We start from the raw sequence: 19,874 nt of genomic DNA on the forward strand, positions 1-19,874 counted from the left end.
CTGCCTTTATTTTGCTTTACCCTGATCCGCTATCTTTTTCCATGCATCATCACGTAAATAAACTGGCAAAGCATGTTCGGCATCAACCCACTGCTTTTGCACTGCATAAACACGTGCAATAGAAGCAATATCTTGTGCAGTTGCGGTGATTGTTTGATGCTCTGCATCAGCTTGAAGTAGCTTGGCTCCCGAACCAATTAAGCAATGTTTTGCATAAGCTGCTGCTGGCTCATAGCTCATTAATTTTTCTTCATCAATACACTGCATAATTCCTTGTTCATCTAGAACAAAACTTGCAATGTAAACTTCATTCATACGTGCATCGAGTACCGCAGTCACCTGCTCCAAACCTTCAAGTCGGTATGCCGCTTGTGCTAAAGCTTGCAATGTAGAAACTGGAACCACAGGTAAATCTTGTGACCAAGCTAAAGCTTGGGCAACAGCAGCATTAATTCGAACACCACTAAAAGAACCCGGCCCACGACTAAAGGCAATCGCATCCAAACCAGCAACTTCAAGACCTGTTTGTTGTAGCCCTTGCTCAATCATAGGCAAAATGGTCTGGGTTTGTGCTTTCGCCCGCGTATCGAGTTGAAAAAACAGTTCTTGGGTTTCATCGACTAATGAAATAGAACACTGCTCATTTGCAGTTTCCAACGCCAGCAATTTCATGCACAACCTTAGTATTAAATCAGATTAAAAACGAGGGTTATGATACCCCACTCGGCTCTGATAGGCGAGTTGTTCTCTTTCTAAATAAAAATGCCAAGCTTGTGCTTGGCATAGAAAATAACTTATTAAAAGATTTTAAAAGTGAAACTCTTTTAAATCTGCATAGCTCTTAAAGTGTTCAGCATAATGTAATGCGCTCAAACGTATTTTCGCTGCCCCATCTTCATCTAAAGTTTTGACAATTTTGCCTGGTGAACCCATCACCACTGAATTATCTGGAATCACCTTCCCTTCAGGAATTAAAGCATTAGCACCGATAATACAATTTTTACCAATCACCGCCCGATTTAAAATTACGGCGTTCATACCAATCAAACTATTATCACCAATCGTACAACCATGCAACATGACTTTATGACCGACTGTAACGTATTCACCAATATTTAGCTCAAGTCCAGCATCGGTATGTAAGACAGAGTTTTCTTGAATATTAGAGAAATCACCAATCCGAACGACACAGTTATCAGCACGAACTACTGCACCAAACCAAATGCTGACTTGACGCCCTAACTCTACTTGTCCAATTAGCGTTGCAGTTGGAGCAACCCAACCATCCCATGGCTCATGTAATGCTTTTGGGTGCTGTCCTTGATAGCTATACATCATAATTTATCAATCCTGATCATTTATTCTTATGAGAAAACTTTGGCATTCCAAAGGTTGGTGAGTTGAGTAAAAATGGCCAATCTTTTTGATAACCCAATCCATATTTAAACAGAGCAACTAACATTCGAGCAGTTAAACCCCAAATAATTTCATTATCAATCTGTAAGCTTGGAAAATATAAAGACTGATGAGCATATCGAACTTCATAGGGTGTTGGCCGCGTCTCGATAAGTTGCTGTAACGGGACAAAGAAAATTCGATCAATTTCGGTAGGCTGAGGTATTAAAGTCACCTCTGGAGGAATAAGTCCAACGATCGGTTTTACAGACAAACCACTTCTTGCACGCTGCATCGGCAAATCACCGAGCAACTGCACATCAAAGGGGTTTAAAGCTGTCTCTTCCTGAGCTTCTCTTAACGCTACAACAATATTACTAGTATCACTAGGATCACGCTTTCCACCCGGAAAAGAAACTTCCCCCGCATGGTTGTTCATATGTATTGAACGGCGTGTAAGCAGTACCTTCGGATCATTTTCATTAGTAATTGCTATCAGTACTGCTGCTTGTGCTTCTTGTATGCGGGTGGAAAAGCGCAATCTTTGCTGTAACTTTTGTGTTAGCAAGTGCTCTTCCATACCTTTCACCTATTATTCTGTCTCTCTTTTCATCATATCTGAAAATAAAACTTAGGGAATAGAGTTGATGCGTAAGTCTAAAAATTCAGTTATGCTGAGTCATCTCTATACTCGATGATAATTATGAGTTTCTGTGTAGCGTGTGGGCATAAAACCGAACAAAAAATTCCTTTAGGTGATCATAAAGTACGCCGTGTTTGTACTCATTGTGGAAATATTCACTATGAAAATCCCAAAGTAATCTGCGGTGCCTTAGCGTTATGGGAAGATAAAGTATTACTCTGTCGTCGTGCGATTGAGCCTCGTTATGGCTTGTGGACTTTGCCTGCTGGCTATATGGAATTATTTGAAACCATGGAACAAGGTGCAGCACGCGAAACTCGTGAAGAAGCAGAAGCCGAAATAGAAATAGAACAACTTTATTGCATGTACAATATTCCACGTATTGGTCAAATTTATGTTCTTTTCAAAGCACAGCTGAAAGATGGAATTTTTGGTGCTGGTGAAGAAAGCATCGAAAGTCGGTTGTTTGAAGAGCATGAAATTCCATGGGCAGAACTAGCCTTCCCTAGTGTCGAACATACATTAAGACATTATTTTGAAGATCGTAAGAAACAAGTTTTTCCAACACATCTTGAAACTTTGGGGACTCGTTTAGACCATACAGGTTAATCACTTGAATCATAAAAAAGACCGCATAGCGGTCTTTTTATTTTGTTTAATTAAGATTTAATTTTGATTGCTTTACATGCTGGAATAGACTGATCTGCTAATTTGATTGTTACTGTACCAACAATACGTTGTGCTAATGCTTTCTCTTCATCAGTTGGTGCTGGAATTACTTTATCAATTGCATTATAACTCGCTTGTGCAGCTGCATGAGCGTTATACCAACTAGCCAGCCCTTTTGCTCCATTATTAAGATTAATACTATTATTATCTACTTTATTTGCCAGTAAATTAAATAAATTCAGTTTTGCAGTTCCTGCTGATGGTCCAATGAAAGTCAATCCAATCATCGCACCATCAATATTCGAAAATTTTGGATTTGCTAACATCATACGAATATAAACTGAGCGATCAGAGTTTGTCGGATCATTTAGTGTCGCAGCAGTCGTACCAATACGGTATTGCTGTACACCCAAACTATCAATTAAATTGTTGCCTGTAACTGTGGCACATTGCCCTGACATATCAGTAATTGTGGCATTTGGTTTAATATCAGTTCGGATATCGCCATGTTCATCAATAACAATACCTAAATTTACAGGCTGTGCCGCTGTTTGCGCAAAATTAAAAGTTAAATTTGCATAGAGTGGAAAAATATAATTTTCTCCAGTTTTAACATTCCCAGCAGTTTTAAAAACACTACTTTCTAAAAAACTAATCTTATTTCCTTTATAAATATCTACTCCCCCATTATAGTTTTCTCCACCCAGAGTTTGCCGCCAACGGCCATAATGTTGAGGATTTCCAGTATTCAGATTCGTCAAGGTTTTATATACAAATTCATTTCCTGCAATAGCATAATCATTAAATAATTTGCCTTGATAAATTTGTATGTCTTCATTTGGATTATCCGATAGACTTAAACGAAGAGGTGTAGTTGATTGAATTTCTCTGCTGATTGGATGAAGCCAAGTATTTTGGGCATTAACATTCATTTTGACTGGTTTAACTTTTCGTACAAGATTTAAAGGATCTGTTAAATCCTTTCTAACACCATTCCATTGTAAGCCATAACCGAATGTATAACCTTGACGGTCTGTCACTAAGTACATTGAATTTACACTATCACGCAAGGCAGTAGAGGAATTTTTTTCACACTCTTCATATGAGTTAAGATTACATCCTCTAAATAGGAAAACATCGAGAATATCTGTAGCTTCATAAGTTCCCGCATTACTTAAATTAGTTGTTTGCACTACTAATTTATATGCTTCATCATCTGAGATTGGACTGACATCTAGCCAAGGTTTTAAAAGACTCGCATACGCCCCACTTTGAAAATCTGCTGCTGTTACGCTTTGAGAGAGCTTAGTAAGTAGATCCTTTTTCTCATCTGTAATTTCTATAGGCTGTATATCTCCAATCAGATTATCACCTTTTTCAAAACCAATACTTTGGAATATTTTTACCAAAGCAATTGCAACTTTAATTGTTTCATCATTTTTATCTAAAGTCGCAGGTGTTTTACCTGTTATCCCACTTGCTAAATCTAATAGTCTTAAATACACAGGTAATGATGTTTTTTGACTTCCATTATTCACAAAAGCAGTATATTTTCCTATTGTATCAAGCTTCACACTACCTAAGAAAATCTGTTTATCGCTCTTACCTTGTAAATAGAAACGTGCAGTATCACCAACTTTACATGTACCCGTCACGGTCCCCTGTGAAAGGGTAGTGACAAAATGCTGCCCGAGGGCCGTACTACAATCAAAATTAATTCCTTCAACTGGATAATCCAATGCAAACTCAAAGCAATTTGAATCTCTAGTCGAGTTACCACTTACACTTGGTTTGCAACTACCAGAAGTTAGGTTTCCATTATTACCACCTGAATTCGGATCTTCATTAATATTGGAACCACCACCACCACAACCATTTAACATCAGTGCTAGAGTAGTCAGTGCAAAAGGCCAGAAAACTTTTTTATTCATTAGCTATCCTACTTATTTTTTAACGTAATACCGAAATTTGAATTTGTCCCTGATTTGTTAACTCTTTTTCTTCAACATCTACCGCAGAGGATAAAGGTGTCATCATGATATATTTTGCTGAAGGAGGTACTTTTAAAACACCTTGAATTGATGCATGCTGTAATATCGTAGAAGGATAAGATCTGCTTTTGAATCCACTTACACCCTCTAAGATACAGCCTTTATCATCCAAAAAGATGACTAAAGGCCAGTAATATAGGGGATTTTCATTACTAGCAGCAAATGATAGAAACTTTAAATTTTGAACAGAAGGATCTAGTTTGACGACCTCGTATTCAAATTTTTCTTTTAATGGCTTCCGCGGCCACAAATTTACTTCTTTATTTATACTAAGGGTCTTAATTAATTTAGTATAACCTTTAACAAAACATTTATCTTGTTCAAAAGCCCTCTCTAATTCTTCTGAGGATAAGCGCATATATGTTGAAGCTAATACAACAGCGCTTTGCTCATCTTGAGAGTGTCGATTAAAAAGCTGATCTAATGTTGACCGACTAACACCTTTTTTCCGTTCTATTGATTCAGTTCGCCCTAGGCCATCCGGCATAAGATAAAACCGTTTTTTACCCTCTATATTGAATTCCTGATCTTCAAGATACTCATTATTTACATATTCAACATTATCAATCATTGTAAACTTAGACTTATCTTTTAAAGAGTCTGACGAGGATGGAGCTTGAGAAGAACTTTTTATTGGTGGTGGAACTAAAGTGAGCTTTTTCTTCCATTCATCATTAGGAACTGATTGGGATTTTTCTGTTTCAAGAGATTTAGGTTTCGTCACAGGGATACTTAATTCGCTAACACTTATAGCACTTTCGCTAGTATCTTTGGGTGCAGTCGGTGCAGTCGGTGCAGTCGGTGCAGTCGGTGCAGTCGGTGCAGTCGGTGCAGTCGGTGCAGTCGGTGCAGTCGGTGCAGTATTTAATTTCTTTTGTTTTTGCTGTTCTATTTTTTTCGGTAAATCTCTGTACTCTTTCTCTTTAATAATTATTGGATCTGGGATAATCACAGCCTCATTAAGTGAATTTTGAGGATTTATTTCTATTTTAGAAATAGACTCTTTTTTTTGCTCAATATTTTTACTAGGCACGATCATAGGACGACCATCTGGACCTATAATCGTATAAAAACCATCTGCATAAGATAAAGAAATACTTGCCATCACAATACTTAATATTGAGACAGCAAGTTTAGGGCGAAACATCCATTTATATTGTCTTACCATTTTGTTCTATAACTCAAACCAAGCACTGTAACTTTAGTATTTGTTTTAACATCTAAACCGGCATAAGGGTTTAATAAGATATTATCGACACCGCATTTATTAGATAAAGTACTTGTACAGGCTGGTATGTTGTCTCGACTGCGTAAGAAACCAACTGAAAGATCTAAATCCGTATCGGTATCGAAACGATATCCAACTCCCAGACCAAACAATTGTGCATTATTAATCGGGACCATTGTATTACGTTTGTCATCAGGGATAGCACTAGCACGTGGTTCATAACCAGCACGCAATTTCAACCGATCTGTAGCAGAATACTCTAGCCCAATCCCCCAACTCCAAGGTGAAGTAAACTTTAATGGCAATGCTAAAGATTCTGGAGTTACCTCATTAGATAGAATTCTCGCCACTTGAAGTAGTGAAATCTGACGGTCAAATTCAAATTTAAATTTATCCCATGCGGAATAGTCTGTCCAACCTACATCAAAATTCACTTGTAAATCTGGCAGTAATTTATATTTAATCCCTGCTTGAAAATGGGCAGGGTATTCCAAATCCATTGCTACTAAACCAGATTCTATATTTGGGATATATCCAGGTAACTGTAAGACTCCTGAGGCAACACTACCAGTAGTTGATGAATTAAGTGCAGCAATAAGCTGCTGTGGAGCTTTTGCATTATCTATTAGGTACTTACCTTTCAATCGCATTTTAGCTGAACTTTGATAGACCATACCGAAACTAAAATCATCAGTTGGTTCCCAAAGCAATCCCAAGTTATAGCTAGGACTCAATGATTGCTCTAATGAAACCTGTAATGCACCCATTTTGTTAAATGGATTCATTCCTTCTTGAGTATTACAAATACCTAATAATATTAGATCGGTAAAAAATTCCTTATTATTTTTAAATGGTCTACAAACTACTTCATCAACCATCCTTAGTACACCAATCATTTCATTGGGGAAACGTAGATCAGTGTTTAGGGCTATCGCGTTGTAGGACATACCCACTGAAGCACCAATTGATAAATGGTCATTTACCTGATAACCAAAAGACGGAGATAAATATGTAATACGCTCTACAGCAACTTGTTGCCCCATATAATTACTTGGGTTACCATTTTCCGCACCAAAACCTGCAACTAATGGTGCATACATTGCTGTTGCATAGGTGACTTTCGAGCCTGGTGGTTTATAAGCTATACCAGCTGTAGGAGCAACTAATGGATAACCAGCACCTAAATCAACCATTTTTTTAAGAATGGGTACATATAAGCTGGCATATTCCACATCACCGCGTACAGGTCCTTTGAAATCGGTACAGATACCAACGGAAACCTCCGGTCTATCATTACATACAATAGGGTCATCTGAATAACCGAAAACGTTATATCCAGGTGGTGCAGAGTATTCTCTTTGAATATCAAAGTTCGCTAAAATTCCTTGTACATCTGTCTGCAAGCCGTCAATTTTAGCTAAAGCTGCTGGGTTAAAGTGAACTGCACTAATGCCAGGAGGATCTGCAGTTACAGCATTCCCCATTGAGAGTGAGCGAATATCAACAGCTAGGTTTTGTCCTAATTGAGCATTGGCAAAGCTAGAAAAACCGGAGATTACAATTGCCGCCGTTAAAGGACATAATTTAGGATATTTCACCTTAATATCTCCTTATTTTTGCTTTTTGCCAAAACCTAAAATATCTAACGGGAAAGATAGACCAAGCGAAATATCTGGTGCATCTTCTGTTAAACCAATACCCACCGTACCATTGACAATCGTTTCAGGTGATACACGTACACCTAGAGCAAATGAGAGCATTGCGCTACTTTGATCTGGTGAAGTGTAAGATTCGTTACCATTATCAAATTCAAACTCAGCATCCATGTTGAAACTTTGCTGATAAGACATCGTTAAAGATACATCGTAGTTAAACGAGTAGGCGAAACCAAATGAGAAACCACCGCTAATGCCAGGATCAAATGAAGTTAGAATTCTTCTTCCGTTTTTTCCTCCTCCACGTGCCTGATCAAGGCCTGTTTCTTTAAAACCATAATTGGCAGATGCAGAAGCGAATAAAACGACGGGATCGATATACTTACGAGTACTTGCTCCTACTCCTACAGAGTAATAACCTTTACCCGTAGAGAGCTCATCTAAGCCTATCTCATACGGACTGTCACCCGTTTTGGTGGATAGGCTACCAAAAAGAACTAATGGTAAACGTCCTTGCTTTAAAGGAAATGGTTCCCAACGAGCACCCAAAGCAATATCACCCAAACCAGCAGTAGTTTTATCTTTAATAATTTCAGACTTTGCAACAAAAGGTAAAGTTGCTGAAAGAGTTAAGTTATCAAGAACACCATATTGAAAAGTAAAACTATTTGTTAAAGTGTGGTTTGCATCTTCTTCTACACGTAAACGATTGAGTTGAGAAGAATTATCCGATAAAGCTAAGTCAATTCGAGTATCACGATAATATGTATAATCAAGGTCATAATAAGAAGAAATAACCCCTTTTTTAATTAATGAGTATTGACGCTCATTTGAAGTAAATACTTCTTGTAAATTTGTTTCTTGACTCGCATCACCTTCTTTTTTCTGTAAAGCAGTAGCTGCTTGATTTGCTTCTGGAGTAGCTGATGTAGGTGCAGATTCAGTGATTCCCCCCTCTGTGGTCGGAGCTGTTTTCTGTTCTTGCACTGAATTTGTTGTTGGCATTACTTCTGGCTTTGTACTCACCTCAGGAACAGCTACACTATTTTGTGTACTCGCTTCTGCAACTTGATCATCTGCATAAAGTGTATCTGTAATGGCAATTAAACTTAATGCCAACACACTCATCTTCATCCATCGATTATTCATATTTCTTCCCACCCAATCTATTTATTTTACTAAATTAAAATTTGACTATTTACGCTTGTAATAAAGACGCATATAAGTTTCTATCGGCTGATTATATGTTGGAGAATGGTTATCATTATCCAAGACGCGACGCATCGTTGAAGCTTTGTTTGCTAAACGGTCATAATTAAATGTTGGATACTGCACATCAACAAAAGCATACCGATTGACTGTTGCATCTTCTACATGACGCATATCAGCTTCTTTTAATGCTAATAGATCTTTACGCTGAGATTCAGGAACAGAAATAACAAATAAAGTATTATTGTCCCAGATTTCTTTAAAACGATTTTCATCAAAGCTGATATTTCCTAAAGCAGGATCAGCTACATATACTCTTCCATCTTTATAAGCTTTATATACGACGAAATGTTTAAAACCAGCATATGAAATAGGAACGATTGCAGGTTGACCAAGTTTAACTAAATCAGAAAACTCTCCCCGATAACCGCCACTCTCTAAACCAATTGCAGTAACGAAACGCTTCATATCAAGTAATGAGAAACTTCGACGCTCAATAATACGTTGATATTCGCCGTACTGTAGTAGACCACTCATGGTCTGCTGTTCAGTCAAACTCGTCCCCACATAACCATTTAAAAGTGTAGTAAGAGCAGCTGAACCACAACTATAGTCATAAGCTTGACGAACAATACCTCTGAACTGATCTTCTACAGCTGGTTTAATCGTGACTGGTTCAATATGACTACGGCGAAAAGATAAATTACGTGAATCGGCGGTTTCTGTATAATAAACAGTTCCCGGTGGCTTTTTTTCTATTTCGAAGGCTTCTGTCGCAAAGTAATATATCAATGCCGAGCCTAAAGCAATCTCTAACATAAGCACTTGGTCTAACTGGTGGCCTAACTGGCCTTATTCATTTTATTCTTAGAGCAATAGCTCTACATCCCTGTGTGTTGAAGATACCTTTTTTTTCTGTAAAAAACAGCTTTTTTTTAATCTTTTTGATGAATGTATAGTTTTACTCTATTTAAATTGTTAATTAATTCTCACTTCGATTAATTTCTTATCTAGATATATAATATTCATATAATAATTTTAAATTAAACAACTATATTAAAACCTCTTTTTTCATTTAATAAAAAAAGCGCGTATTAAACGCGCTTTTGTTTTTTGACTTTTAAAATTAGTGTCCAGAAATTGTAATTGTAGAATTAGCAACATTTAAGCCTTGAACTTCGACATCGCCAATTGAAGCAGCTGTACCCAAATGTACACCTTGTAAATATACATTCATTGCTTGAGTACTGTTGTTTTTAATTTCTAGTCCTGTTGTTTTTACAGAAATACCAGCATTTACATCTAGATCACCTGTAGCATTAGCGCCACGTACCATGATTTTGTCAAGCTTGATGGTACCACCGCCAGCAGCATCTTTAATACCAAGATTAGAGATATTTAAGCCACCCTGCAAACTTGAATTCACTTTAATCATTGCACCTTGAGGAGCAGCACCTAACTGGATATTTGCAGTAATTTTACCTAAAGACAAATCTAAACCAGTAATGATTTCTGTTGGCGCTGTTTCAGTGATACCACGAGTTGCTGTAGTTTCATTTACAGTACCAGAAGTACCCACACCAATTGAGCCAACATGCACATCAACAGCACCAACCGTTGCCGCAACGTTTAAGAAAGCACCGTTAGTACCAGAAGCACCATTCGTGTCAATTGCTAAATTTAAAAGTGGATCAGTACCTGTTTGTTTAAGAGTGATACCATTAATTGCGATCGCACCCGCAGTACCTGATGCACCTACAATTCCTGTTGCAGTACCCAAACCATCATTATCATGTAAATATAGTTTACTGATATTAATACCGTCAGTACCTAAAGCAATACCGATATTAATACCATCTTGACCTGTAGCAGCACTAAGCGCAGCATCGTCCATTGACTGCATTGCCATTGCATTTGCGCTGATAGCTAAAGAAGAAACTAAAGCAAGTTTAGTGAACATTTTCATTGAGCACTCTCCCAAGAGCATTTATTTTTTGACTTAACCACTCTCATTGTCTCAAATTGCATTTTTCTTTATATGGCAACCGAAACTTCCAATCCTTGAGCGGTTTTGCTTAGCAATTACTAAATTACATCTACGTTAATTTTTGTTCAACTAGTGTTGTGCATTTTTTGCCAACTACCCGACAAACGGTACACTCAAGTTTTTCTACATAAACCTTGCTAAAAACAATAAATTCTTAGTTAAAATTTCGTTCATTTTATCAGCAAAAAGTTTAGTACTTAAAAGACTTTCTCCTGATGAAGTACAACTTATAGTAAACTAAGTACTCTCTCATTAAACACTCTTTTATTTAAAAATGTCTCAGTTAAAGAAAAAAATCTCTTTATATAGTAAAAATGCTGCCGATATTTTAAAAAAATTAGATGGTTTAACTGGGCTTATTTATTTAAATGACAATAACAACCCAACTATTGGATTTCTTCCACAAGATTATATTATTATTCAAAATGAAAATTATTTAGAGTTTGAGCGCCAAAATTTCAATGAATATAAAAATAGATCAAAATCAAATCAACTTTTAAATTTCATTCAATTTAAAGAAAATAATTTAAATAAAGATATTGAATCAACAACAAGTTTTATGGGTGGTTATATTGGTTTTATCAGCTATGATTTCAGTGCACATCAATTTATTAATGGACAAAACCATATACAACCTTCTCTATTCCTAGGCCAATATCGATCTTTTTTAAAATATATAGATAATGATTGGTATTTTTTTAGTGATGAAGAAAATGCAATTGATCTATTCTCATATATTGAAAATAAAATAGAGAATTTTGGTTCCAATAACTCTAAAAATACATTTGAATTAAAAACCACTATTCAACCAAGATGGTCTAAAAAACAATATTTCGATGCTTTCTATAAAATACAAGAATATATTAAGGCTGGAGATTGCTATCAAATTAATTTAACCCAAGAGTTTAAAGCTAAATTTTCAGGATCCTTATTAAATAAAGCTAAAGACTTATGGCAACTTACAAATGCTCCATATGCAGGTTATTTAAAATTAGATGATTTTGAATTATTAAGTTGCTCTCCCGAGCTTTTCATCGAGTTCAATCAAAATAAACAAATTAAAACTAGACCTATTAAAGGCACAATGCCTCGCTATGAGAATACAGAAAAAGATTTTATTTCTAAACAAACCTTAAAAAACTCTCAAAAAGACCAAGCAGAAAACGTGATGATTGTCGATTTATTACGTAATGATTTGAGCATTTATGCCAATACAGGATCTGTAAAAACAACAAAATTATTCGAGATTGAAAGTTTTAATCAAGTACATCACATGGTAAGCGAGATCGTTGCGACCCTTAAAGATGATATTAATCCCATGCAAATGCTGCTCTCTGCCTTACCAGGAGGTTCAATCACAGGTGCTCCGAAAATCCGGGCAATGCAGATCATTGAAGAGTTAGAGGAAGCAGCAAGAGGTGCATATTGCGGCACATTGGGCTATTTCAATTTTGACGGAACAGGCCGCTGGAATATTCTCATCCGTAGTTTTCAACAATATCAGAATCAGCTATCTTTATGGGCAGGTGGTGGTATTACAATTGCATCAAATGCAGAAGCAGAATATCAAGAAAGTCTTGATAAAGTCTCTGCTATGCTGAACTTGATGAACAGCACAGCAGAGTAAAACTTAGAGAATATCTTCTTTTAATGTCTGTACTAAACGCTCATTTTGCTCATCAGTTCCTACAGTAATTCGTAAGAATTGATTAATACGAGGCTTATTGAAATAGCGCACAATAATGCCCTGCTCACGTAATTGCTGTGCAAGCTGACCTGCATCATGCGATGAATGTGAAGCAAAAATAAAGTTTGCTTTAGAAGGTAAAACTTTAAAGCCAAAAGCAGTTAATTCATCTACTAGCTTTTCACGACTAGAAATAACTTTTTGACATTGTTCTTCAAAATAAGTTTGATCTTCAAAAGAGGCTACCGCTGCTGCAATTGCAAAACGGTCAATAGGATATGAGTTAAAACTATTTTTGACAGCTTCAAGTGCAGCAATTAAATGAGACTGAGCAATCGCGAAGCCAACGCGTAAACCCGCAAGAGAGCGAGATTTTGAAGTTGTTTGGCACACAACCAGATTCTCATAGCAATTTACTAAACTCACCGCTGATTCTGCACCAAAATCAACATAAGCCTCATCAATGACAACCACCCGATCTGGGTTAGCTTTTAAAATTTGTTCTATTTCTGCTAAACCTAGTGCAATACTTGTTGGAGCATTAGGGTTTGTAATAATAACCCCACCATTTGGTTGCACATAATCTTTAACTTCTATCTCAAAATTATCATTGAGTGGGATTTCTTTAGTCTTTGTACCAAAAAACTGACTATAAACTGGATAAAAGCTATAAGTGATATCTGGATAAAGAATTGGTTCATCTTGAAGAAAAAATGCTTTAAAAATATGAGCAAGTACTTCATCTGAGCCATTACCAACAAAAACTTGCGAAACTTCAATATTTTGTTGCTTAGCAATCGCATGTTTTAATGCCATAGCATCTGGGTCTGGATATAAACGCAATGCATCAGCCTGATGAGTTAAAACAGCTTGAACTGCTTCAACTACTTTGGGTGATGGCGGATATGGATTTTCATTTGTGTTGAGTTTCAATAAATTCTGAATTTTAGGCTGTTCGCCAGGAACGTACGGCTCTAACTCACGAACTTCTGGACTCCAAAAGCGCATTTGTGCTGTAGATAAAGTCATGGTCTTATCTCAAAAAAGGGCTGAAAATCAGCCCTGAGTAATAATTAAAAAACTACAAGGTTTATAAGCTTATTGATAACGATAGCGAGCTGAGCGTGCATGGGCATCTAAGTTCTCTTGGACAGCTAATATGTCGGCTGTCTTAGCTAACGATTTGACTCCATCTTTCGAACACATAATTAAGCTCGAACGTTTTTGGAAATCATAAACACCTAATGGAGAAGAAAAACGAGCAGTTCCAGAGGTCGGTAATACATGGTTTGGGCCTGCACAATAGTCACCAATTGCTTCAGGTGTATAGCGCCCCATGAAAATTGCTCCAGCATGGCGAATATCTTCACTCATAGCCTCGGCATCATCTAAGCAAAGTTCCAAATGTTCTGGTGCAACTTGATTAATCAAATCAATTGCTTCTGCACGGTCCTTTACTAATACCAAAGCACCACGGTTTTCAATCGAAGTTCTCGCAATGTCTGCCTTTGGCAATTCATTTAAATGCTTTTCAATTGCCAACTCTACCGCATTAAGCAAAGCTTCATCAGGAGTAATGAAAATAGCTTGAGCAACTGTGTCATGTTCAGCCTGAGATAAAACATCCATAGCTAACCAATCTGCATTATTTTCACCTTCTGCATATACTAAAATTTCAGAAGGTCCAGCAATCATATCAATACCGACCTGACCAAATACAGCGCGTTTGGCAGCTGCCACAAAACGATTTCCAGGGCCAGTAATTTTATCTACAGGTGGAATGGTCTGAGTACCATAAGCAAGCGCTGCTACAGCTTGAGCTCCCCCAATAGTGAATACTCGACTCACTCCTGCAAGGTAAGCCGCAGCTAGAACCAATGGATTTAGTTCACCGTTTGGTGCAGGAACAACCATAATAATTTCAGGTACACCAGCAACATGGGCTGGCACTGCATTCATTAAAACTGAAGACGGATAAGAGGCTAAACCACCTGGTACGTAAATACCCACACGGTCTAGAGGTGTGACTTTTTGTCCTAATGTATTACCCAAATCATCTATATAAGTCCAGCTCTCTTGTTTCTGAGCTTCATGAAATGAACGAATACGCTTTGCTGCTAACTCTAGAGCATCACGAATTTCTGGGCTTAAATTATCAAAAGCAGTTTTAAGTTGTTGTTGAGATAATTCTAAATCTGAAAATTGATGCGCAGGATGTCGATCGAACTGTTGAGTAAGCTTTAAAACATGATCATCACCATGCTGACGAACATCAGCAATAATTTGATCTACTGTTTGCACTAAATTAAGATCATTTACAGTTTCAAATGCTAAAAGCTCAGCAAAAACCTGTTTGAAGTTCTGATCTTGAGTCGATAAACGTCGCATCAATTTACCCACAAGGCGAAAAAGAAAAACCAAGTTTACTCTTTTTCTAAGCGCTTGTGGGCATCATCTGAAGCAACTATCACAAAAGCATGATGGGAAATTGCTTTTAACGTGATTGAACAGCTTGCTCAAGCTGTGAAATGATTGGATTTAATAGCGTTTGCTTACGTTTAAAACTAGCTTTATTTACAATTAAACGTGAAGAAACTTTGCAAATTTCCTCTAATGGCTCAAGACCATTCGCTCTTAGCGTATTACCAGTGTCGACCACATCGACAATGTAATCACCCAAACCCACCAAAGGCGCTAACTCCATAGAACCATAGAGTTTGATCACATCGACTTGCTCACCTAAGCTTGCATAATACTGACGTGTAAGATTGACGTATTTCGTGGCAATTTTTAAACGGCCTTTTGGTCGCTCCATTCCCACTTTACCAGCAGTCATTAATTTACACTTAGCGATTTTCAGGTCAAGTAGCTCATATACATGCTGAGCGCCATGTTCCATCAACACATCTTTGCCTGCTACACCTAAATCTGCTGCGCCATTTTCTACATAGGTAGGCACATCAGATGCACGTAAAATCAAAATACGTACTTGCTTATGCGTAGTAGGAAAAATCAGTTTGCGGGACTTTTCCGGATCTTCGAGCAAATTAATACCCGCTGTAGCTAGTAAAGGTAACGTCTCTTTTAAGATACGTCCTTTACTGAGTGCCAAGGTCAAACCATGATCAAAATTGCCCATCACATCAAAATTAGGATCATCGTTTCTTACATCATTCATTAACTTACTCGCTTAATTTTGGCACCTAAACCTTGAAGTTTCTCTTCGACATGCTCATAACCACGGTCAATATGGTAGATACGGTCAATTAAGGTATCTCCTTCTGCCACTAAAGCTGCCAAAACTAGAGAGAACGAAGCACGCAAATCTGTTGCCATTACAGGTGCAGCCTGTAAAGTTTCTACTCCAGTCACGACAGCATCATGACCTTCAACCTGAATATTAGCACCCATGCGTGACAATTCAGGAACATGCATAAAACGATTTTCAAAAATCGTTTCAGAGATAGTTGCAAATCCACGACCAATAGCATTTACAGCCATAAGCTGAGCTTGCATATCTGTTGGAAACTCTGGATGTGGCAAAGTTCTAAAACTTACAGCTTTAGGGCGTTTGCCTAACATATCAAGTTCGATCCAGTCATCACCACGAGTGACTTCGGCACCCATTTCTTCAAACTTATCCAAAACAGATTCAAGTAATGCAGGGTCGGTATGTGTAGTTTTGACACGACCGCCCGTAATTGCCGCAGCTGCCAAATAAGATCCCGTTTCGATACGATCAGCTACCACAGCATATTCACAGCCATGCAAACTTTCTACTCCAGTTACAACAAGAGTATCAGTATCAAGTCCTTCAATCTTAGCGCCCATTTTAATGAGCATTTGAGCAAGGTCAGTGATCTCAGGCTCACGAGCTGCATTACGAATAGTCGTAACACCATCAGCTAGTGCAGCAGCCATCAAGATGTTTTCAGTACCGCCAACGGTAACCATATCAAAAACAACTTCGCCACCTTTTAAACGACCTTCAACTGAAGCATGGACATAACCATTTTCAACTTCAATATGTGCACCTAAAGCTTCTAAAGCTTTTAAATGTTGATCAACTGGACGTGATCCAATTGCACAACCACCTGGTAAAGAAACTTTCGCATTACCGTAACGCGCTAATAATGGTCCTAAAACCAAAATTGAGGCACGCATTGTTTTTACTAGCTCATAAGGAGCAAACTGATTATCTAAAGTAGAGGTATCAGCTTTTACTGTGTCATTTTCATAGCCGATTGTAACCCCTAAACCACCAATCAACTTGACCAAAGTATTTACGTCTTTAAGATTTGGAACATTAGTGATCGTAATTGGAGAGTCTGCAAGAATAGTTGCAGCAAGTAATGGTAAAGCTGCATTTTTAGCACCAGAAATGCGCACTTCCCCGTCGAGCTTAACACCACCCGTAATTAAAAATTTATCCATTAATATTTAAGCTCCGAAAAGGCTTGCTTTACGCCATTCATCTTTGGTCATTGCACGAATTGTTACCGCGTGAACTTCGCCACTTGCAATATAAGTATTTAATGGTGCATAAACTAATTGTTGGCGAGCAACAGTACGCTTACCGTCAAATTGATCATCCACAATACGGAGGTCAAATTTTCCGGCCTGTCCGCTCACCGCTACTTCCGCTTCAGGGAAAGCTTCTTTTAAAATTTGAGTGAGCTGTTCACTATTCATTGCAAAGACCTCTGACACAACCTAAGGTGTAAAACGAAGTATTTTACTATAACTTTTTCAAAGAATTCAGTACGTGTTTATATTTTATCAATAAAAAAGAGGCTATGTTTCAAGCCTCTTTCAATTATATAAAACTTATTAAATAGAAACAGCAACTTGCGAATAAGTGCACTGCATTTTCCGATATTTTAATAATTGTTTTTTTAATTTTTCAGTTAGTTTTTTAATTGAAGTATACATATCATCAGCAGTTGCCTGAGCAAACAACTCAATTCCCGGCAATCTTACAATAGCCTCTGCAACATGGTTCGAACTACCTTTATGAGAGCGCTTATCAATTTGATGATCTTTTGTTAATTTAATCTGCATACTATTCACCTGATCTAAGTGTTTTGTTAACTGATTAAATTTTGATTTAATATTTTCTTCTATAGCTGGTGTAATTGCTAAATGATGTCCACGAATCGTTATTTGCATAATTCTATCCCTCACCTTTTTTAGGTTATCTAAAGAAGAACTAAAACGATTTAATGCTATCAAAAAGAAAACTTAGAACAATTAAACCATTTTAGTTACTCTCTTGGTGAAAATGAAATTTCATTATTTCGTCATAATGAATCTCTAGAATAGCCATACTTCAAAATTCAGATCAAGACTTTTCTTTCAGACGACGAAGGAATATGTAACGATTCTCGATATTTTGCGACCGTTCTTCGAGCCACTTCAATTCCCTCATCCTTTAACAATGTAGCAATTACATTATCTGACAAAGGCTTACGTGGATTTTCGTTGGCGACTAGTTTCTTAATCATTGCCCGAATTGCGGTGGAAGATGCCTCTCCCCCTGCTGTTGTTCCTACATGGCTAGAGAAAAAATATTTCAACTCAAATAGACCACGAGGCGTAAGCATATATTTATTTGTAGTTACACGAGAAACTGTAGATTCATGCAATTCGACTTCTTCTGCCACGTCTCGAAGAACTAGCGGCTTCATCGCTTCCGGGCCTATTTCCAAAAAAGCTTTTTGATGCTCTACGATACAAGAAGCTACTTTTAATAACGTTTTATGCCTTTCATCAATACTTTTGATAAAGTTTTTCGCCTCAAGCATCTGGTTACGTAAATATAAATTATCCTCACTCTGATCTGCTCTACGAATCATACTAGAGTAAAAAGAATTAATTCTTAATTTAGGAAGTACATCTGGGTTTAGCTGAACCTGCCAATGTAAATCTTTTTTTGAAACCACTACATCGGGAATTTGATAATCAGATTCTTGCTTATCAAAATCCATACCAGGATAAGGTTTTAACGTTTTTAAAAGATTGATTGCAAACTTTAATTGGTCTTTCGTTAAACCAGTTTGTTTGAGTAATTTATTAAGATCATTGGCTATCAAAAGCTCATAATACTGTAATAGATTTTTTGCCTCATTTAGATATTCAACATCTTTGGGCAGAAACTCTAGCTGTATTTTTAAACATTCCGCTAAATTACGCGAACCAATCCCTAAAGGATCAAGTCGTTGAATGTGTTTTAAGACAACTAAAACCTCATCTTCTTCGATCTCTTCCTCAATATCCATTTCATTCAATAATTGTTGTGCCGCTAAAATTATTTCTTCAATTTCAGCATCTAAAAACCCTTTATCATCTAATGCATCAACAATACAATAAGCAATTAATTGATCTATTTTAGAAAAATGCAAAAGATTAACTTGTTCTAGAATATGTTCCTTTAGCGATAATTGAACTTGGCGATTATCCTCTCGTTCTTCAAATTCTGGAGTAGCCAAAGCTGTTGATTGATGGGTATAAACATCATCCCACTCAGTATCAACGGGTAAATCATCAGGCAAATGGTCTGCATTTAGCTCAGTCGTTAAGTCATCTGATTCTTTATTTTCTAATGCAGCCAGACTCTCCGTTAGTGATTCTTCTTCTATTTTTTCAAGTAAAGGATTACTATCTAGTTGAATCTGAATTTCCTGTTCAAGCTCTAAACTAGAAAGTTGTAACAAACGAATCGCCTGCTGCAATTGAGGTGTTAACGATAGGGAATTCGCTACTTTCAATCCAACAGATAATTTCATATATTTCATTTTCCATAAAACAAGCAAAAATCATGCCTATTCAATATTTATAACATATAGTCTCCAATTGTCATACATATCCAACTGAAATTTGCAGAAGAAAAAAGAGATTTTTCCAATTATAAAAATAATCTTATTAAATTAATTCTATCAAACATAGTTCTCAGAAGTCAGATACGAAATCTTTTTATTAAAAGTTAATTAAGAGGATCTAGTTCTCTTTTAATTTTGTCTAATTGATTAGTATTCGGTTATATAGTTTTTTCTATTAAATTTAAAGATTCAAGTCATAGCTTACTACTTTATATTTATTTCCCACACATATATTTTTCCCACGCATAAAAAAACACCCCCATTCGTTAGAACGGGGGTGTTTGTAATAATGAGCTGGCGATGACTTACTCTCACATGGGTAACCCCACACTACCATCAGCGCTAAGAGGTTTCACTTCTGAGTTCGGGAAGGGATCAGGTGGTTCACTCTTGCTATGGTCGCCAGCACAAC

General features: G+C 37.0%; 18 protein-coding genes and 1 rRNA gene. 2 read left to right on the forward strand and 17 right to left on the reverse strand.

Features of this window, described 5'->3' with window-relative positions; genetic code table 11:
- Positions 1-6: 6 nt before the first annotated feature.
- The 3 genes from tsaB to JGE69_RS16145 all read right to left on the reverse strand — a co-directional run bounded on the left by tsaB (position 7) and on the right by JGE69_RS16145 (position 1,984).
- On the reverse strand, positions 7-672 hold the full coding sequence (gene tsaB / locus JGE69_RS16135) for a tRNA (adenosine(37)-N6)-threonylcarbamoyltransferase complex dimerization subunit type 1 TsaB (RefSeq protein WP_017387477.1): 666 nt from the start codon (positions 670-672) through the stop codon (positions 7-9).
- Positions 673-807: 135 nt separating this feature from the next.
- Positions 808-1,335: a gamma carbonic anhydrase family protein gene (locus JGE69_RS16140; RefSeq protein ID WP_078210186.1), complete on the reverse strand. Its 528-nt coding sequence runs from the start codon at positions 1,333-1,335 to the stop codon at positions 808-810.
- A 19-nt stretch (positions 1,336-1,354) separates the two neighbouring features.
- Positions 1,355-1,984, reverse strand: coding sequence for a CoA pyrophosphatase (locus JGE69_RS16145; protein WP_199114203.1), 630 nt, complete (start codon positions 1,982-1,984; stop codon positions 1,355-1,357).
- A gap of 114 nt (positions 1,985-2,098) precedes the next feature.
- On the opposite strand from JGE69_RS16145, the gene JGE69_RS16150 reads away from it, so the two are divergent.
- Complete coding sequence (locus tag JGE69_RS16150) at positions 2,099-2,647, forward strand: NUDIX hydrolase (protein ID WP_014208430.1); 549 nt, start codon at positions 2,099-2,101, stop codon at positions 2,645-2,647.
- A 50-nt stretch (positions 2,648-2,697) separates the two neighbouring features.
- Here JGE69_RS16150 and JGE69_RS16155 read toward each other — a convergent pair whose 3' ends face one another.
- The 6 genes from JGE69_RS16155 to JGE69_RS16180 form a co-directional block, all read right to left on the reverse strand.
- Positions 2,698-4,638: a protein FilF gene (locus tag JGE69_RS16155; RefSeq protein ID WP_199114202.1), complete on the reverse strand. Its 1,941-nt coding sequence runs from the start codon at positions 4,636-4,638 to the stop codon at positions 2,698-2,700.
- A gap of 19 nt (positions 4,639-4,657) precedes the next feature.
- Positions 4,658-5,926 carry a putative pilus assembly protein FilE gene (gene filE / locus JGE69_RS16160; protein ID WP_199114201.1) on the reverse strand — a complete coding sequence of 423 codons (1,269 nt, stop codon included), beginning with the start codon at positions 5,924-5,926 and terminating at the stop codon, positions 4,658-4,660.
- Positions 5,920-7,584 (reverse strand): OmpP1/FadL family transporter, encoded by a 1,665-nt coding sequence (locus JGE69_RS16165; protein WP_069124124.1) that lies wholly within the window; start codon positions 7,582-7,584, stop codon positions 5,920-5,922. The genes filE and JGE69_RS16165 overlap by 7 nt, the downstream gene beginning before the upstream one ends.
- 12 nt (positions 7,585-7,596) lie before the next feature.
- Complete coding sequence (locus tag JGE69_RS16170) at positions 7,597-8,790, reverse strand: transporter (RefSeq protein ID WP_068564831.1); 1,194 nt, start codon at positions 8,788-8,790, stop codon at positions 7,597-7,599.
- A 45-nt stretch (positions 8,791-8,835) separates the two neighbouring features.
- The gene (locus JGE69_RS16175) at positions 8,836-9,669 is read right to left on the reverse strand and encodes a C39 family peptidase (protein WP_060466200.1); all 834 of its coding nucleotides are present in this window, start codon (positions 9,667-9,669) and stop codon (positions 8,836-8,838) included.
- Between the two features lie 307 nt (positions 9,670-9,976).
- The gene (locus JGE69_RS16180; RefSeq protein WP_060466201.1) at positions 9,977-10,816 is read right to left on the reverse strand and encodes a DUF6160 family protein; all 840 of its coding nucleotides are present in this window, start codon (positions 10,814-10,816) and stop codon (positions 9,977-9,979) included.
- Between the two features lie 355 nt (positions 10,817-11,171).
- Between JGE69_RS16180 and JGE69_RS16185 the strand changes: the two genes are divergently transcribed.
- Positions 11,172-12,524 carry an anthranilate synthase component I family protein gene (locus JGE69_RS16185; RefSeq protein WP_199114199.1) on the forward strand — a complete coding sequence of 451 codons (1,353 nt, stop codon included), beginning with the start codon at positions 11,172-11,174 and terminating at the stop codon, positions 12,522-12,524.
- Between the two features lie 3 nt (positions 12,525-12,527).
- Here the strand turns inward: JGE69_RS16185 and hisC are convergent, their stop codons facing one another.
- The 8 genes from hisC to rrf form a co-directional block, all read right to left on the reverse strand.
- Entirely contained in the window at positions 12,528-13,613 is a 1,086-nt protein-coding gene (gene hisC / locus JGE69_RS16190) for a histidinol-phosphate transaminase (protein WP_199114198.1), read from the reverse strand.
- 69 nt (positions 13,614-13,682) lie between these two features.
- On the reverse strand, positions 13,683-14,972 hold the full coding sequence (gene hisD / locus JGE69_RS16195; protein WP_017481234.1) for a histidinol dehydrogenase: 1,290 nt from the start codon (positions 14,970-14,972) through the stop codon (positions 13,683-13,685).
- Between the two features lie 106 nt (positions 14,973-15,078).
- Positions 15,079-15,762 carry an ATP phosphoribosyltransferase gene (gene hisG / locus JGE69_RS16200; RefSeq protein ID WP_005071248.1) on the reverse strand — a complete coding sequence of 228 codons (684 nt, stop codon included), beginning with the start codon at positions 15,760-15,762 and terminating at the stop codon, positions 15,079-15,081.
- Entirely contained in the window at positions 15,762-17,018 is a 1,257-nt protein-coding gene (murA, locus tag JGE69_RS16205) for a UDP-N-acetylglucosamine 1-carboxyvinyltransferase (protein WP_002115380.1), read from the reverse strand. Before murA ends, hisG begins: the two co-directional genes overlap by 1 nt.
- A gap of 6 nt (positions 17,019-17,024) precedes the next feature.
- Positions 17,025-17,276, reverse strand: coding sequence for a BolA family iron metabolism protein IbaG (ibaG, locus tag JGE69_RS16210; RefSeq protein WP_002115399.1), 252 nt, complete (start codon positions 17,274-17,276; stop codon positions 17,025-17,027).
- Between the two features lie 138 nt (positions 17,277-17,414).
- Positions 17,415-17,753: a ribosome hibernation-promoting factor, HPF/YfiA family gene (hpf, locus tag JGE69_RS16215; RefSeq protein ID WP_005071251.1), complete on the reverse strand. Its 339-nt coding sequence runs from the start codon at positions 17,751-17,753 to the stop codon at positions 17,415-17,417.
- Positions 17,754-17,920: 167 nt separating this feature from the next.
- Positions 17,921-19,369 carry an RNA polymerase factor sigma-54 gene (locus JGE69_RS16220; RefSeq protein ID WP_016803219.1) on the reverse strand — a complete coding sequence of 483 codons (1,449 nt, stop codon included), beginning with the start codon at positions 19,367-19,369 and terminating at the stop codon, positions 17,921-17,923.
- A gap of 385 nt (positions 19,370-19,754) precedes the next feature.
- A 5S ribosomal RNA gene (gene rrf, locus JGE69_RS16225) occupies positions 19,755-19,869 on the reverse strand.
- Positions 19,870-19,874 lie beyond the last annotated feature (5 nt).

This window comes from Acinetobacter sp. C13 (assembly GCF_016809775.1).
In the GTDB taxonomy this organism is placed as follows: Bacteria; Pseudomonadota; Gammaproteobacteria; order Pseudomonadales; family Moraxellaceae; genus Acinetobacter; species Acinetobacter pittii.

What these genes read in the sequence shown, in the direction of transcription:
- tsaB (WP_017387477.1), bottom strand. Translation starts at nt 672, where the DNA reads ATGAAATTGCTGGCGTTGGAAACTGCAAATGAGCAGTGTTCTATTTCA.
- JGE69_RS16140 (WP_078210186.1), bottom strand. Translation starts at nt 1,335, where the DNA reads ATGTATAGCTATCAAGGACAGCACCCAAAAGCATTACATGAGCCATGG.
- JGE69_RS16150 (WP_014208430.1), top strand. Translation starts at nt 2,099, where the DNA reads ATGAGTTTCTGTGTAGCGTGTGGGCATAAAACCGAACAAAAAATTCCT.
- JGE69_RS16155 (WP_199114202.1), bottom strand. Translation starts at nt 4,638, where the DNA reads ATGAATAAAAAAGTTTTCTGGCCTTTTGCACTGACTACTCTAGCACTG.
- filE (WP_199114201.1), bottom strand. Translation starts at nt 5,926, where the DNA reads ATGGTAAGACAATATAAATGGATGTTTCGCCCTAAACTTGCTGTCTCA.
- JGE69_RS16170 (WP_068564831.1), bottom strand. Translation starts at nt 8,790, where the DNA reads ATGAATAATCGATGGATGAAGATGAGTGTGTTGGCATTAAGTTTAATT.
- JGE69_RS16175 (WP_060466200.1), bottom strand. Translation starts at nt 9,669, where the DNA reads ATGTTAGAGATTGCTTTAGGCTCGGCATTGATATATTACTTTGCGACA.
- JGE69_RS16180 (WP_060466201.1), bottom strand. Translation starts at nt 10,816, where the DNA reads ATGAAAATGTTCACTAAACTTGCTTTAGTTTCTTCTTTAGCTATCAGC.
- JGE69_RS16185 (WP_199114199.1), top strand. Translation starts at nt 11,172, where the DNA reads ATGTCTCAGTTAAAGAAAAAAATCTCTTTATATAGTAAAAATGCTGCC.
- hisC (WP_199114198.1), bottom strand. Translation starts at nt 13,613, where the DNA reads ATGACTTTATCTACAGCACAAATGCGCTTTTGGAGTCCAGAAGTTCGT.
- hisD (WP_017481234.1), bottom strand. Translation starts at nt 14,972, where the DNA reads ATGCGACGTTTATCGACTCAAGATCAGAACTTCAAACAGGTTTTTGCT.
- hisG (WP_005071248.1), bottom strand. Translation starts at nt 15,762, where the DNA reads ATGAATGATGTAAGAAACGATGATCCTAATTTTGATGTGATGGGCAAT.
- murA (WP_002115380.1), bottom strand. Translation starts at nt 17,018, where the DNA reads ATGGATAAATTTTTAATTACGGGTGGTGTTAAGCTCGACGGGGAAGTG.
- ibaG (WP_002115399.1), bottom strand. Translation starts at nt 17,276, where the DNA reads ATGAATAGTGAACAGCTCACTCAAATTTTAAAAGAAGCTTTCCCTGAA.
- hpf (WP_005071251.1), bottom strand. Translation starts at nt 17,753, where the DNA reads ATGCAAATAACGATTCGTGGACATCATTTAGCAATTACACCAGCTATA.
- JGE69_RS16220 (WP_016803219.1), bottom strand. Translation starts at nt 19,369, where the DNA reads ATGAAATTATCTGTTGGATTGAAAGTAGCGAATTCCCTATCGTTAACA.